The sequence below is a fragment of the Pseudomonas benzenivorans genome (assembly GCF_024397895.1).
In the GTDB taxonomy this organism is placed as follows: domain Bacteria; phylum Pseudomonadota; class Gammaproteobacteria; order Pseudomonadales; family Pseudomonadaceae; genus Aquipseudomonas; species Aquipseudomonas benzenivorans_A.
Genome location: NZ_CP073346.1, coordinates 617,973 through 631,767, shown reverse-complemented (window position 1 = coordinate 631,767; position 13,795 = coordinate 617,973). Strand labels below are relative to the sequence as shown.

10 protein-coding genes, 1 tRNA gene and 3 pseudogenes are annotated in these 13,795 nt (G+C 63.8%); 6 read left to right on the top strand and 8 right to left on the bottom strand.

Annotation, left to right across the window (positions count from 1 at the left end; genetic code table 11):
- Positions 1-6 precede the first annotated feature (6 nt).
- The 3 genes from KDW96_RS02795 to KDW96_RS02785 all read left to right on the top strand — a co-directional run bounded on the left by KDW96_RS02795 (position 7) and on the right by KDW96_RS02785 (position 3,793).
- Complete coding sequence (locus KDW96_RS02795; protein ID WP_255838888.1) at positions 7-2,151, top strand: 3-hydroxyacyl-CoA dehydrogenase NAD-binding domain-containing protein; 2,145 nt, start codon at positions 7-9, stop codon at positions 2,149-2,151.
- Between the two features lie 194 nt (positions 2,152-2,345).
- On the top strand, positions 2,346-2,918 hold the full coding sequence (locus KDW96_RS02790; protein ID WP_255840625.1) for a hypothetical protein: 573 nt from the start codon (positions 2,346-2,348) through the stop codon (positions 2,916-2,918).
- 146 nt (positions 2,919-3,064) lie between these two features.
- A complete protein-coding gene (locus tag KDW96_RS02785; RefSeq protein WP_255838887.1) occupies positions 3,065-3,793 on the top strand; it encodes an amidotransferase in 729 nt (242 codons plus the stop codon).
- Here the strand turns inward: KDW96_RS02785 and KDW96_RS02780 are convergent.
- From KDW96_RS02780 to KDW96_RS02760, 6 genes and pseudogenes are all read right to left on the bottom strand, one after another.
- Positions 3,790-4,737 (bottom strand): annotated as a pseudogene (locus tag KDW96_RS02780) (IS481 family transposase). The gene KDW96_RS02785 and the pseudogene KDW96_RS02780 sit on opposite strands and share 4 nt — an antisense overlap.
- 142 nt (positions 4,738-4,879) lie before the next feature.
- Positions 4,880-5,243, bottom strand: a pseudogene (locus KDW96_RS02775) (CorA family divalent cation transporter); the annotation flags it as partial.
- 130 nt (positions 5,244-5,373) lie between these two features.
- Entirely contained in the window at positions 5,374-6,096 is a 723-nt protein-coding gene (locus tag KDW96_RS02770) for a lysophospholipid acyltransferase family protein (RefSeq protein ID WP_255838886.1), read from the bottom strand.
- Positions 6,097-6,259: 163 nt separating this feature from the next.
- Positions 6,260-6,964 carry a methyl-accepting chemotaxis protein gene (locus KDW96_RS22140; RefSeq protein ID WP_370295494.1) on the bottom strand — a complete coding sequence of 235 codons (705 nt, stop codon included), beginning with the start codon at positions 6,962-6,964 and terminating at the stop codon, positions 6,260-6,262.
- Positions 6,965-7,165: 201 nt separating this feature from the next.
- Positions 7,166-8,140: pseudogene (locus KDW96_RS22135) on the bottom strand (cache domain-containing protein); the annotation flags it as partial.
- Between the two features lie 740 nt (positions 8,141-8,880).
- On the bottom strand, positions 8,881-9,570 hold the full coding sequence (locus KDW96_RS02760) for a crotonase/enoyl-CoA hydratase family protein (protein ID WP_255838884.1): 690 nt from the start codon (positions 9,568-9,570) through the stop codon (positions 8,881-8,883).
- Between the two features lie 372 nt (positions 9,571-9,942).
- On the opposite strand from KDW96_RS02760, the gene KDW96_RS02755 reads away from it, so the two are divergent.
- A tRNA-Ser gene (locus KDW96_RS02755) sits at positions 9,943-10,032 on the top strand.
- 82 nt (positions 10,033-10,114) lie between these two features.
- On the opposite strand, the gene KDW96_RS02750 is transcribed toward KDW96_RS02755, so the two are convergent.
- Positions 10,115-10,561 (bottom strand): DUF3592 domain-containing protein, encoded by a 447-nt coding sequence (locus KDW96_RS02750; protein WP_255838883.1) that lies wholly within the window; start codon positions 10,559-10,561, stop codon positions 10,115-10,117.
- A gap of 403 nt (positions 10,562-10,964) precedes the next feature.
- On the opposite strand from KDW96_RS02750, the gene earP reads away from it, so the two are divergent.
- Positions 10,965-12,104, top strand: a complete 1,140-nt coding sequence (earP, locus tag KDW96_RS02745; RefSeq protein ID WP_255838882.1) for an elongation factor P maturation arginine rhamnosyltransferase EarP — start codon at positions 10,965-10,967, stop codon at positions 12,102-12,104.
- Positions 12,105-12,137: 33 nt separating this feature from the next.
- A complete protein-coding gene (efp, locus tag KDW96_RS02740) occupies positions 12,138-12,713 on the top strand; it encodes an elongation factor P (RefSeq protein ID WP_255838881.1) in 576 nt (191 codons plus the stop codon).
- Between the two features lie 69 nt (positions 12,714-12,782).
- Here efp and KDW96_RS02735 read toward each other — a convergent pair whose 3' ends face one another.
- Positions 12,783-13,742, bottom strand: coding sequence for a LysR family transcriptional regulator (locus tag KDW96_RS02735; protein WP_255838880.1), 960 nt, complete (start codon positions 13,740-13,742; stop codon positions 12,783-12,785).
- Positions 13,743-13,795 lie beyond the last annotated feature (53 nt).

The window sequence follows — 13,795 nt, the reverse complement described above, 5'->3', positions numbered from 1 at the left end:
AACAAGATGACTGACGCCATTCGTTACGAGAAGGGCCCGGACAATATCGTGGTCCTGACCATGGACCTGCCGGGCCAGAGCGCCAACACCATGAATGCGACGTACCGCGAGGCCATGGCCGCAATCGTCGAGCGCCTGGAAGCCGAACGCGAAGACATCGCCGGGGTGATCCTCACTTCGGCGAAGAAGACCTTCTTCGCCGGCGGCGACCTGGGCGAGCTGATCAAGGTCGGCAAGGCGGACGCCCCGGCCTTCTACCAGATGACTCTCAGCATCAAGGGCCAGCTGCGCCGTCTCGAGACCCTCGGTAAGCCGGTAGTCGCCGCGATCAACGGCGCCGCCTTGGGCGGCGGTTGGGAAATATGCCTGGCCTGCCACCAGCGCATCGCCCTGGACAGCGGCAGCGTGCAGCTCGGTCTGCCGGAAGTGACCCTGGGCCTGCTGCCCGGTGGCGGTGGGGTGGTGCGCATGGTGCGCCTGCTGGGCCTGGAGAAGGCCTTGCCCTACCTGCTCGAAGGCAAGAAGCTGCGTCCGCAGGCGGCATTGAGCGCCGGGCTGATCGACCAGCTCGCCTCGGATCGGGACGACCTGCTGGCCAAGGCCCGCGCCTGGATTCTGGCCAACCCCACGGCAGGCCAACCCTGGGACGATAAGAACTACCGGATGCCCGGTGGCACGCCGTCCAGTCCTAATGTGGCGCAGATGCTCGCCATCGCCCCCTCGGTGCTGCGGGCCAAGACCAGGGGTTGCTTCCCCGCGCCGGAGAAGATCCTCTGCGCCGCGGTGGAGGGCGCCCAGGTGGACTTCGACACGGCGCAGCTGATCGAGGCGCGCTATTTCACCGAACTGACCACCGGCCAGGTGGCGAAGAACATGATTGGCACCCTCTGGTTCCAGCTCAACCAGATCAACGCCGGCGACTCCCGGCCCCAAGGCATTGCACCGTACGCGACGAAGAAGGTCGGCGTGATCGGCGCCGGCATGATGGGCGCCGGCATCGCCTACGTATCGGCCGCCGCCGGTATCGAGGTGGTGCTCAAGGATGTTTCCCTGGAGGCGGCGGAGAAGGGCAAGGGCTATTCGGCCACTTTGCTGGAAAAGAAGGTCAGCCGTGGGCAGATGAGTCTGACGAAGCGTGACGCCATCCTGGCGCGGATCAAGAGCAGCGACAGGGACGGCGACTTCGAGGGCTGCGACCTGATCATCGAGGCGGTCTTCGAGGATCGCGACCTCAAGGCCAACGTCACCGCGGCGGCCGAACGCGCGGCGCTCGGTGACGCGGTGATCGCCTCCAACACCTCGACCCTGCCGATCACCGGCCTGGCCACGGCGGTGGACAGGCAGGACAGGTTTATCGGCCTGCATTTCTTCAGCCCGGTGGACAAGATGCCGCTGGTGGAAATCATCTGTGGCGAGCGCACCAGCGAAGAAACCCTGGCCCGGGCCTTCGACTACGTCATGCAGATCAACAAGACACCGATTGTGGTCAACGACAGCCGCGGCTTCTTCACCTCCAGGGTGTTCGGTACCTTCACCAACGAAGGCCTGGCCATGCTTGGCGAGGGCGTGTCGGCGGCGCTGATCGAGAACGAGGCGCGCAAGGCCGGCATGCCGACGGGGCCGCTGGCGATCAGCGACGAGGTGTCCCTGAGTCTGATCCAGCACATTCGCCAGCAGACCCTCAAGGACCTGGCCGAGGAGGGCAAAGAGGCTCCAGTCCATCCGGCGTACGCAGTGGTCGAGCGGATGCTGGGCGAGTATCAGCGTCCGGGCAAGGCCGCCGGTGGCGGCTTCTACGACTATCCGGAAGGCGGCAAGAAGCACCTGTGGCCCGAGCTGAAAACCAGATTCGAGAAGGCGGACGCGCAGATACCGTCGGCGGACGTGCGCGACCGGCTGCTGTTTATCCAGGCCATCGAGACCGTGCGCTGTGTGGAGGAGGGGGTGTTGCAGTCGGTGGCCGACGCCAATATCGGCTCGATCTTCGGCATCGGCTTCGCCGCCTGGACCGGCGGCGCGCTGCAGTTCATCAACCAGTACGGCATCCAGGACTTCGTCGCCCGCGCCCAGTACCTGGCCGACCAGTATGGCGAGCGCTTCCTGCCGCCGGCCCTGCTGTTGGAAAAGGCGGCCAGCCAGCAGCCGTTCTGAACCAAGCCGGTTGTGCGGCGCAGGGGCGAGGCGGCCACACCGGCCGTCAGGCGATCCCGGGCAATTGTCCGGGCCTTCACATTTCTGACGAATAGCGCGTGCGACCGGAGTCCAGCTCTGAAGTTTGGGCGCTAGACTCCAGCAAGCGACCTGTCCTGATCCTGGGCAGTGTTTTCGGATTGTGGAGAGTTGTCATGCGTAAAGGCAAAGCACTGCTTACGTTGTCGTTCTGTGCCCTGATGTTGTCGTCCCTGGCTGTGCCACAGATGAACCTGCTGGTCGACACCGCCTACGCTAAGGGCGGTGGCGGTGGCGGTGGCGGTGGCGGTGGCAATGGCGGTGGCGGGGGTGGGGGTGGGGGTGGTCACGGTGGTGGCAATGGCGGCAGCGATGGCGGTGCAGGCAACGGCAATGGGCACGGCCACGGCCACGGGTTAGGTCGTGGTGGCCATGCCGAGGGCAGCTCTAACGGCAAGGGTAAAGGCGCCAGTTCCGGTGCCGGTCATGGGGCGGCAACCTCCGAGGCGGCTAAATCCAAGGAGACCATCGGCCTGGCCAAGGCAATGTCGGTGGTCGCCAGTACGCCGGCTGCCTTGGCGGCCGCGTTAGGTCTGCAGAACGCCCTGGCCAACAGCAGCAAGCACGACGGTGAGACGGAAGGCAGCGAAGCAGGTGATGATGGATCCAGCGGCGGCGAGGCCGCTGGTGATGGTGCCGGTGGCAGCGCCGATTCCGGGGAAGGCAGTGTAGGCGGTCTGGCCGACTGACCTCAGACAGTACTTTGATTGGATCTGGCCCGGCTATTTACGCCGGGCTTTTCTATTCTGCTGGTATCGTTCGCTTGCCTTGCGATTTGTCCCCAGGCACGCTTTAACCCTGTAGCAATCACCTTCGCGTTTCAGGTACCCGTCCCATGCCGCTGCACATCTGCATTCTGGAAACAGACGTTCTTCGCCCCGAGCTGATCGATCAATACCAAGGCTACGGCCGGATGTTCGAGCGGCTCTTCGCGCAACAACCGATCGCCGCCGAGTTCAGCGTCTACAACGTGATGGAAGGCCACTACCCGCCGGACAGCGAGCACTTCGATGCGTACCTGGTCACCGGCAGCAAGGCCGACTCCTTCGGCACCGATCCCTGGATCGAGACCCTCAAGACCTATCTGCTGGACCGCTACGCCAAGGGCGACAAGCTGCTGGGCGTGTGTTTCGGCCACCAGCTGCTGGCGCTGCTGCTCGGCGGCAAGGCCGAGCGTGCCGAGCAGGGCTGGGGCGTGGGCATCCACCGTTATCGGCTGGCCCATCAGCCGGCCTGGATGACCCCGACACTGGAGGAGCTGACCCTGCTGATCAGCCACCAGGACCAGGTCACCAAGCTGCCGGAGAACGCCACGCTGCTGGCCTCCAGCGACTTCTGCCCGATTGCCGCCTATTGCATCGGCGACCAGGTGCTGTGCTTCCAGGGCCATCCGGAGTTCGTCCACGACTACTCCAAGGAGCTGCTGGAAATTCGCCAGCAGCACATCGGCGAGCAGGCCTATCGCCTTGGGGTGGACAGCCTGCAGCACGATCACCAGGGCCATACGGTGGCCGAATGGATGATGCGCTTCGTCGCCCATGGGCGATCGGGTTTGGACCTCTAGCTGTGTAAACCCAGTACGTTGTTCAGTGAACGCGGAGCGCGACTGATTGGTGGTTGGTAGCCGAGGCTGGCGTGTTGTCGGTGCCAGTTGTAGTGATGTAGCCAGGGCATCAGGTGCTGTGCTCGCTGTGCCGAACTTTCATAGCTACGGGCATAAGCCCACTCGCGCAGACTGGTCTGGATGAAGCGCTCGGCCTTGCCGTTGGTGCGTGGCGTGTAAGGCCTGGTGCGCAGATGGCGCAGCCCCAATCGCCTGAACAGGCGCCGAAACCTGCGAGAGCGATATCAACTGCCGTTGTCGGTCATGATGCGGGTGAATCGAATGCCCAGGCCGCGGTAGTAGCGCAGCGCCTGGAGCAGGGCTTGGCAAGCACTGCGACCACGCTCGTCGGGATGCAAACTGCTGAAGGCGATGCGGCTGGCATCGTCGATGGCCACGTGGACGAATTCCCAGCCCGCGCCGTCGGAGTTCTGCTGGCGGTCGCCGGTGACCCGATGGCCGGGTCGCCAAAAACGGCCCAGCTTTTTGATATCCAGATGCAGCAGATCTCCGGGTGTCGGGTACTCGTAGCGCACCACCGGTGGCGCCGGTTCCAGCTCAGCCAGTCGATGAAAGCCGGCCCGCCGCAGGCGGCGAGCCACGGTGCTGACGGCCACGCCCACTTCTCCGGCGATTTGGCGGTAGGTCTTGCGGCTGCGTCGATGCTCGATCAGGCGCTCGACCACGGTGTCGGGTGTGGCATGCGGGCAGTGTTGCGGACGTGATGAACGATCCATCAACCCGGCCTCGCCTTCCTCGCGAAAGCGCCGCAACCATTTGTAGGCGGTTCGCACGCTCACACCGGCCGCCTGGGCGGCTTCCTCGACCCGCAAGCCGTGCTGGATGCGCCGAACCAAAAGGGCTCGACCGCGAGGGGTAAGACGGGCATGTTTATGCAGGTTCATCCGGGGCTCCTGGAAGGCTAGGTTGGTCGCACTTCCAGAATTCCGGGAATGCCCCGGATGAACAACCTACTGAGAGATCACAGCTAGCGCAGGCTCAGCAAAAGCCCGGCGCCCCTGCCGGGCTTTTGCATGGTGGGCTTGTCTAGAGCCAGCCGGAGCGCTTGAAGCTGGGCGTAGAGCCCGAGGCAGCCCGCGCCGATAAAGCCCAGCACGCCAAAATAGCCGTACTGCCAGGACAGCTCCGGCATGTGCGCGAAGTTCATGCCGTAGATGCCCGCGACCGCCGTGGAGAAGGCGGGGATCGCGGCCCAGGCGGCGAACTTGCGCCGGGTGATGCCTTGCCGCGAGGACTCCAGCAGCAGGCCGAGCGCGATGGTGTGGCTGGACATCGCGCGCTGGGCGCTGCGGTTTTCCAGCAGGCGGTTGACGTGGATCACCATGTCGCGAAAGTGCGCGCGCAGAAAAAGCATCGATAAAGGGAAGCCAAGGCGCTGCAGACTGCGCGCGCTTTGCTGCTTGGTCGGCTCCCGGGGGCCGGACCCTGCGTCTGACCCAGACGAGTTGACCTGGCTTCCTCGACCGCTGCAGGTCTTTTACGAGCTAGCCGGGATGACGGCGCGATCCAGTGTGCGGGCCTCAGGCCTCGGCGAGTTCCAGGTCCATGGCGCGAATGCACTGCTGCATCTGCCGGTGGCACTCGTCCATCAGCCGCGGCAGATCGTCCAGGCTCAGGCCGGCGGTGGGGATGGCCGGCAGCGAGCGGATCAGGATCTTGCCACTGCGCCAGCGGTTCAGACGCATCTGCCGGACATAGTTGCTGGCGCACACCGGGATGATGGGCACGCCGGCGGCGATGGCCATCTGAAAGGCGCCCTTCTTGAACGGCAGCATCTCCCCGCCGCCGTTGCGCGTGCCCTCGGCAAACACCCAGATCGAGGTATCGCGCTCCTGCAGCGTCCTGGTGGTGCGCAGCATCGCCTGCTTGGCGCGCAGGGCGCTGCTGCGGTCGAGCAGCACATTGCCGGCCAGCCAGTAAAGCTGACCGAAGAACGGCAGCCATTTCAGGCTGCTCTTGCCGATGCTGACGGTGCGGTGCGGCACCACGCACCCCAGCACATAGAGGTCGTAGTTGGACTGGTGGTTGGCGACTATCACGCAGGCGGGTTTGCGCGCCAGCAGAGGGGCGACATCGGTCTGCACCTTCAGCCCGAGCAGCCACTGCCCTGGCAGTGAATAGAGGCGGGCGCAGATACGACTGTTATCGGGATGGAAGGGCCGGCACAGGCCCAGCAGCAGGCCCAGCATACCGGCCAGGACGAAGTGCACGGCCATCGCCAGCATGCGCAGAAGGAACAGCATTGGGAATGCCCGACAGGAGAAAGGGCGCGCAGTGTAGGGGGCGCTTCAGTGGTCAGCAATTGCTGCTGATCGGTGGCGCCCGAAAGTGCTCGCTATTTGTCGAAGATGCGGCGAATCGAGCGACGCGCTCGTTCGATTCGCCGCGCTCAGGCGGGTTGCCGGCTCAGACCTTGAAACGACCGAGCAGACGATCCTGCTGGCCAACCTGATCGACCATCACCGCGCACTGGCGCACCTGCTGCTCGGCGCCGTTGGCCACCTCATGGCTGATATCGCGGATGTTGGTGGTGTTGCGGTTGATTTCCTCGGTGGTGGCGCTCTGCTCCTCGGCGGCCGTGGCGATCTGCAGGTTCATGTCGTTGATCCGGGTAATCGCCTCGCGGATGCGCCCCAGCATCAGGTTGGCGGCGCTGGCCTCCTCGGCCGTCTGGCTGGCGGTGTCGCGGCTCTGCTGCATACGCGCCTCGGCCTGCTTCACCCCGGATTGCAGCTGATCGATCATCTGACGGATTTCCTGGGTGGACTGTTGGGTGCGCGAGGCGAGCGAGCGCACCTCGTCGGCCACCACGGCGAAGCCACGCCCGGACTCGCCGGCTCGGGCGGCCTCGATGGCGGCGTTGAGGGCGAGCAGGTTGGTTTGGTCGGCGATGCTGGTGATGACCGACAGAATCGATTCGATGTTGTGGCTGAGCTTGGCCAGCTCGTTGATCGACTGGCTGGTGTCGTTCATCTCATCGGCCAGGCGCTTGATCGCTGCCGTGGACTGCGAAACGACGGCCACGCCGTTCTCGGTTTCGTCGTTGGCGGCAACTGCCGCCTGAGCCGCGGCCTGGGCGTTGCGCGCGACTTCCTCGGCGGTGGAGGCCATTTCCTGCATGGCGGTGGCCAGCTGGTCCAGCTCCTGCAACTGCTCCTGCAGGCGGCCGGAGGCCTGGTCGGCCTCGATCGAGGTCAGCGAGGTGCTTTCGCGAACCTGCCGCGAACTGCCCATCACATCGCCGATCAGGCCCTGCAGGTTCTGCAGGAAGCCATTGAACTCGCGTTCGACCGAGGCGATTTCATCGTCGCCCTCGGCCGGCAGGCGGCGGGTCAGGTCGCCATCGCCACTGTTGATATCGCGCAGCGAATTCTGCAACTGGCTCAACGGACGCAGCAGGTGGGCCATCAGCGCGCCCAGCAGCAGCAGGCTCAGCGCCACGCCGATCAGGGTGCCGGTGGCGGCGCGCCAGCTGAGCGCGTTGGCTTCGGCCAGTACCTTGCTTTCGTCGAGCACCACGCCGATGTACCAGTCCATGCCCGTGAGGTTGCTCAGGGGGGTGAAGGACACCAGCAGGTTCTCGCCGTCGCCGCGGATGGCGCTCAGATCCTGCTTGAGGGCGGGTGTTTGGCCGTCGAACAGTTCGCCGATCGGCTTGCCATTCAGCTCGGTGTTCGGGTGCGAAATGATGTTGCCGTTGCGGGCCAGCAGGAACGCATAGCCGGCGCCGTTGAAGTTCAGGGTGTTGATGGTGTCGGAGATGGTCTTCAGGCTGATGTCGCCGCCGAAGGCGCCCTTGAACTGGCCTTGGTCGCGGAGCTTGGCCACGGCGGAGATCAGAATCTCGCCGCTTCCTGCATCCGGGTAGGGCTCGGTCAGCATCGCCTGATTGGCCGATTTGGCCACCGGATACCAGGGCCGCTGCCGGGCATCCCAGCCCGGTGGGTTCCAGCTTGGATCGTTGGTGATGCGCTCACCATCGGTGTCGAGTCCGCCGAAGATCAGCAGGAACTGCTGCTTGAGAATCGGCTGGTCGAACACGCGCTGGATCTGCTCCGCGCTGAACTGGCTGTCGATACTCTGCGCCATCATGTCGATCAGCTGCAGTTTGCCGTTCAACCAGTTCTCGATCTGACGGGCCAAGGCGCCGCTGGCCTCTTTGATGCTGGACTCGGTCTGCTCGTTCAGGCTGCTGCGGACCTGGCTGATCTGCACCAGCGACAGCAGGCTGGTGGTGATAAACAGCACGGCCGCGGCCGCGAGGCCAACCTTGTGGGCAATTTTCATAGGCAATTTTTCCTTATTGGGTGCGGGTCCGCCAAAGACTGCTGGAGGCCCGGTACAAGCAAGTCGGCAGATCGTCGGGTTTCTTTATGGGGAATGGACGGTTACGGAAACGCTAGAAAGTCCGCCTTCTAGCAAGTCACCAACCCACAAACCACATGGTTGCTGAGGCGCATCTCTCTAGAAAGAGGCAGTTTGTGCATCCCCGACACTCAATGGCTTCGCCATAGTGTCAGCCCTGACACGGCGGCAAGGTCAAGCTTCGACCGGCTTGAAGATAACTCTGGGCAAAAGAACACATCACCCTCTGCGAGCAGCCGGCTTGGCCGCGAGCGAAGTGCTTTCTTTGCTGTCTTTTCGGTCTCCCCGAAGAAATCTTCCATTTCTTGCTGGTACGACGCAGCGCCAAGTAGATGAGTTTTCGCGGCGCTTGTTCACTCGCGTACGAGCCCTCGGTTCTTGGTGATCTTGCACGGAATCATGTTCGTCAACTCGATGGCGTTGCGGGTGTAGGTCGCCTCGGATCTCCGGCGGGAAGTCGAAGTTCGACGTGGTCCGCGCCCGGTTGCGCCGTCAGGGCTGGAGGAAGAGGGCCGCGCAGATATGGAGCCGGGGATGAGATTCGCCGGCTTCCCGGAGCGCCAGCAGGCTTTTGCGCTGACGCAGATGCGTCTGCCTGGAAGCGATGCGGTATAAGTCGCCCGGCTGAGTCGCGCCGGGCCTTTGGTGTCTTGCGCTGACGCTTAGAGCAACTGCTGGCGATCCTGCTCGATGGCCCGATCGAGGGTTTCCAGCAGCGCCTTGCGCACTTTCAGTTTGGTGTTGCGGTGCGCGGTCATGTTGATCTTCTTCAGTTGCTGCGCGGTCGCCAGGGCGGTGGCCATCAGTTGCTCGGCTGGCACCAGCTTATCGAGGAAGCCGGCATCGACGGCGCCCAGCGGATCGAACATCTCGCCGTTGATCACCGAACGGTGGAACGCCGATTTGCGCAGGCGATCGCGGGCCAGTTCGATGCCCACGTGGTGCATGGTCATGCCGATCTGCACTTCGTTCAGTCCGATGTTGAACGGACCCTCGACGCCGATGCGGTAGTCGGCCGAGAGCAGGATAAAGGCGCCCTTGGCTACGGCATGGCCTGGACAGGCGACGATGATCGGGAAAGGGTGGGCCAGCATGCGTCGCGCCAGGGTCGAGCCCGCGGCAACCAGTGCGATGGCGTTCTGTGGCCCGGAGGTCATCACTTTCAGGTCATAGCCACCCGACAGGATGCCGGGCTGGCCGGTGATGACCACGATGGCCTTGTCCTGCTCGGCGCGATCCAGGGCGGCATTGAAGGCGGCGATCACGTCCGGTGAAATGGCGTTCACCTTGCCATTGTTCAGGGTCAGGGTGGCAATGCCATCTTCGAATTGGTAGCTGATCAGGTCGCTCATCGCGGGGTTCCTTGTGCTGAGGTGGAGCAGACGTTACTCACCCCCATCGTTCAGGTAAAGCGCGGCGGCTGACTGGCTGGTCAGTCTCGGTGCGTTGTTCCGCCGGCGATCAGCATCGGCTGCCGGCGTCCAGGCCGAGTTGGGATGGCGGGCAATGGTCGGTTATTTGCTCAGTCCGCGTTCGCGGCCGCTGAAGCCGCCGGAGTGTTTGTCGGACTGTCAGCGCCTGTCGCGCTCGGTGCCTTGCGTGAAGCAGGCCAGTCCCTGGCGTTTGGCATAAGCGCATGAATCTTTTGAAAAAAACTTTTGCCTTTGGCGAAGTGTTCGGCTAAATTAGCGCACCTCGACAGACGGCAATGTCCATCGAGATCCGGTGAAGTGTCCGAGTGGTTGAAGGAGCACGCCTGGAAAGTGTGTATACGGGAAACCGTATCAAGAGTTCGAATCTCTTCTTCACCGCCACTTTCGCATTACCAAAGCCCTGAAAACTGACAAGTTTTCGGGGCTTTTTGCTTTCTGGCGCCTGGTTAGTCGGGCGCCAAGTTCATGCCCTTAACCCATAGGCCGCCATCGCGACGCCGACCAGCAGGCTGACCCCGGCCAGGATGAGCTCCCCGTAGCGTGTGCCCGGCTTGCCGCCGGTGATCAGCGTGGCCTCGGCGGGAGTGGTCGGGTCGTAGTGCACCGCGACTTTCAGGCCTGGCGTGAAGCGCTGGGCGAGCTTTTCCGCCTCTTCCTGTTGCAGGATCGGGTAGAGCGTCGCCCGATTGCCCTGATAGCGCACGCCGCCGACCTGGTATTCATAATGGAGCAGATAGTCGTGGCGTTCGCTGTCAGCGCTAAAAGCCACGACTTCCGAGCTGATTATGCGACCGGTTACGGCCGGCCAGCGCTTGCTCGCCTCGAATCGCAGAAACGATTTGAGCGCATGCCAGAGCAGGTAGGTGGACAGCACAGCGAGAAAGGTGCCACCCCAGAACGCGGGATTCATGAGCTCTCCTTGGAATGAGGGGGAGGATTGATCTCTTGGTTGATTCTAGGCATTGGGTGTTCAGTGGCGGCCCGATGGCTGCGTCCGGCGGCGCGGCCTTGGGATGGCGCGCGAGAGGGGGCAGAATTCTATCCCCAGGACGTCGACCCTGGCCAACGCCGTGTGGGCATTTTCGACCTTCGCTTGCTGATATATCCCAGCGTGGCGGGGCGCACGATGGCTTTCGGCGCGGACTGGCGCTCAAGCACGCGAATTGGGTAAGGGCGTTCTGTCTATTTCGCGTTGTCCGGGCAGTGCATATTGGCCGCGCCGGAGACTGCCTCCCGCGCTCTGCCAGTCTGCCGACTGCCGCCCGAGCCCTTCGAGGCGCTAAACTGGCGCACCTTATTCTGGGAATCCAAGCGTGAAGTGGGACATATTCTGCAGGGTCGTCGATAACTACGGCGATATTGGCGTGACCTGGCGCCTGGCCAGGCAGCTGGTCGCCGAGCACGGCCAGGCGGTGCGCCTGTGGGTCGATGAAATGGCCGCGTTCGCACAGATCTGCCCCGGGGCGGATGCCGAGGCCGTGCGACAGGTCAGGGAAGGCGTTGAGCTGCGTCTGTGGACCGGCGACTGGCGGTCTAGCGAGCCGGGCGATGTGGTCATCGAGGCGTTCGGCTGCGATCTGCCGGCAGCCTATGTGGCGGCGATGGCGGTGCGGCCGACCAAGGTGCTGTGGCTCAATCTGGAGTACCTGAGCGCCGAGGACTGGGTCGAGGGCTGTCACGGCCTGCCTTCCCTACAGTCGAACGGGCTGCAGAAGTTCTTTTTCTTTCCGGGGTTCACGGCCGGCAGCGGCGGCTTGCTACGCGAGCGCGAGCTGTTGAACGAATGCCAGGCATTTCAGGCCGATGCCGCTGCCCGTGCGGATTTTTTGGCAGGGCTCGGCGTGAGGCAATCTCCCGGCGCGCGTCTGATCTCCCTGTTCGCCTATGAAAACGCAGGGCTGGCAGGTTGGCTGGAGGCCTTGGCGGCGGACGGCAGCCCCAGTCATCTGCTGGTGCCAGAGGGGCGCATTCTTGGCGATTTGCAGACCTGGCTCGGGATGGAGCGGCTGGTCGCAGGCGATGTACGCCAGCGTGGCCAGTTGCAGATTCAGGTGCTGCCGTTCATCGAACAGGCGCAGTACGACCGTCTGCTCTGGTGTTGTGACTTCAATGCGGTGCGGGGCGAGGACTCCTTCCTACGGGCCCAGTGGGCCGGGCGCCCGCTGCTCTGGCACATCTACCAGCAGGAGCAAGGCGCGCACTGGGACAAGCTGGAGGCATTTCTGGCGCTATACACCCAGGGTCTGTCAGCCGAGGCCGCGGGGGCCGTGAAGCGATTGTGGCGGAGCTGGAACGCCGGAGAAGGGGTAGGCGAAAGCTGGCAGGCGCTCTTGCCGCACTGGGCAGCGCTGGCCGAACAGGCCGATAACTGGCGTCGGGAGCAGGGCGCGCGGATCGATCTTGCCGCAGCGCTGGTACAGTTTTACCGAAATTGGCTATCATACGCGGCCTAGAAATCTGTATCCCCATCCAAACCGGATATTCGTATGAAAACCGCACAAGAAATGAAGCCTAACAGCGTGGCCCTGATCGACGGCCAGCCGTGGCTGATCCAGAAGGCCGAGTTCACCAAGTCCGGCCGCAACAGCGCCATCGTCAAGATGAAGCTGAAGAACCTGCTGAACGGCTCCAAGACCGAGACCGTTTACAAGGCCGACGACAAGATGGAGCCGGTGATCCTGGAGCGTAAGGAAGTGAACCTTTCCTACGTGAGCGGCGAGGATTACGTATTCATGGATCCGGAGTACAACTCCTACGAGCTGCGTGCCGAGGACCTGGAAAGCGTACTGCCGTTCATCGAAGAAGGCATGACCGACGTCTGCGAAGCCGTGTTCTTCGAAGGCAAGGTGATCTCCGTCGACCTGCCGACCACCATCGTCCGTCAGGTTGTCTACACCGAGAACGCCGCCCGCGGCGACACCTCCGGCAAGGTGATGAAGCCTGCCAAGCTGCGCAACGGCACCGAGATCAAGGTCGCCGAGTTCGTCGACATCGACGACTGGATCGAGATCGATACCCGTGACGGCTCCTACAAGGGCCGTACCCAGGCGCCGCAAGCCTGAGTGCAGGCGTGAAGCGTTGAAAAAAACCCGACCTTGGCGTCGGGTTTTTTTTGCCTGGCGTTTGTCGCGTTACAGTCGCTGCGGCAGGTGCGCGTGTAGCGCCTGATCCCAGGGCGGTGGAAAGCCGAAGCGCTGCTTGAGGAAGTTGAGCAGCAGACGGGTGCGCGGGCTCGCTTCACGTTCCAGGCGCAGTGCGTAGATGCTGCTTGGCTCGGCGGGCGGCAGGCCGTTCTCGCAGAACAGCGCGACCAGTTCGCCGCGCAGCAGGTACTCGCTGATCAGCCAGGTTGGCAGGTGGGCGAGACCGAGTCCGGCCAGGGCGCCGGCCAGCAGGGTTTCGGCATTGTTGGCCGTCAGGCGTCGGCGTGCGGGGCGATAGAGATGCAGTTTGCCGCGCTCCTCGAAGCGCCAGGCATAGGGCGGCGCAAGCCCTTCCCAGTCGAGGCCGTGGTGCCCGAGCAGCTCGCTGGGCGAGCGCGGCATGCCCTGTTGCGCGAGGTATTGCGGGCTGGCGCAGGCGACTCGAATCAAGGGCGATAAGGGGGTGGCGACCAGTCGGGTATCGGCCAGCGGACCGATCCGCAGGACCAGGTCCACCTCACCGAGATGGGCGCCCTGCAAGTCGACGAAACTGTCGATCAACCGCAATTGCACGTCCAGCCCCGGGTAAGCGACCAGAAACTCGGCGATCGCCGGTGCCAGGTGGCGACGCCCGAAAGGCGCGGGGGCGTCGATGCGAATCAGTCCTTCCGGGGCGGCGCTCAGGGACACGGCCTCGGCGCGGGCCAGATGCAGCTCAGCCACAATACGCCTGGCCCGCTCGGCGAAGGCCAGACCGGATGCCGTGGGTCGCACCGCGTGGGTGCTGCGGCTGACCAGTTTGCTGTCCAGTGAGCGCTCCAGGGCGTCGATGCGACGGGCCACAGCCGAGGGGGTCAGCGAGTGGCGACGGGCGGCTGCCGAGAAGCTGCCGGCTTCCAGTACATCGAGAAACAGGCCGAGTTGATCGGTAAGGCTGTCAGGGTTCATCGAGGCTCGCTTGTGCGGATAACGCATAGCCATTGTGCGCAGCTATGCGTTTC

What these genes read in the sequence shown, in the direction of transcription:
- KDW96_RS02790 (WP_255840625.1), top strand. Translation starts at nt 2,346, where the DNA reads ATGCGTAAAGGCAAAGCACTGCTTACGTTGTCGTTCTGTGCCCTGATG.
- KDW96_RS22140 (WP_370295494.1), bottom strand. Translation starts at nt 6,964, where the DNA reads ATGGCCTCCACCGCCGAGGAAGTCGCGCGCAACGCCCAGGCCGCGGCT.
- KDW96_RS02770 (WP_255838886.1), bottom strand. Translation starts at nt 6,096, where the DNA reads ATGCTGTTCCTTCTGCGCATGCTGGCGATGGCCGTGCACTTCGTCCTG.
- KDW96_RS02750 (WP_255838883.1), bottom strand. Translation starts at nt 10,561, where the DNA reads ATGAATCCCGCGTTCTGGGGTGGCACCTTTCTCGCTGTGCTGTCCACC.
- KDW96_RS02795 (WP_255838888.1), top strand. Translation starts at nt 7, where the DNA reads ATGACTGACGCCATTCGTTACGAGAAGGGCCCGGACAATATCGTGGTC.
- efp (WP_255838881.1), top strand. Translation starts at nt 12,138, where the DNA reads ATGAAAACCGCACAAGAAATGAAGCCTAACAGCGTGGCCCTGATCGAC.
- KDW96_RS02785 (WP_255838887.1), top strand. Translation starts at nt 3,065, where the DNA reads ATGCCGCTGCACATCTGCATTCTGGAAACAGACGTTCTTCGCCCCGAG.
- KDW96_RS02735 (WP_255838880.1), bottom strand. Translation starts at nt 13,742, where the DNA reads ATGAACCCTGACAGCCTTACCGATCAACTCGGCCTGTTTCTCGATGTA.
- KDW96_RS02760 (WP_255838884.1), bottom strand. Translation starts at nt 9,570, where the DNA reads ATGAGCGACCTGATCAGCTACCAATTCGAAGATGGCATTGCCACCCTG.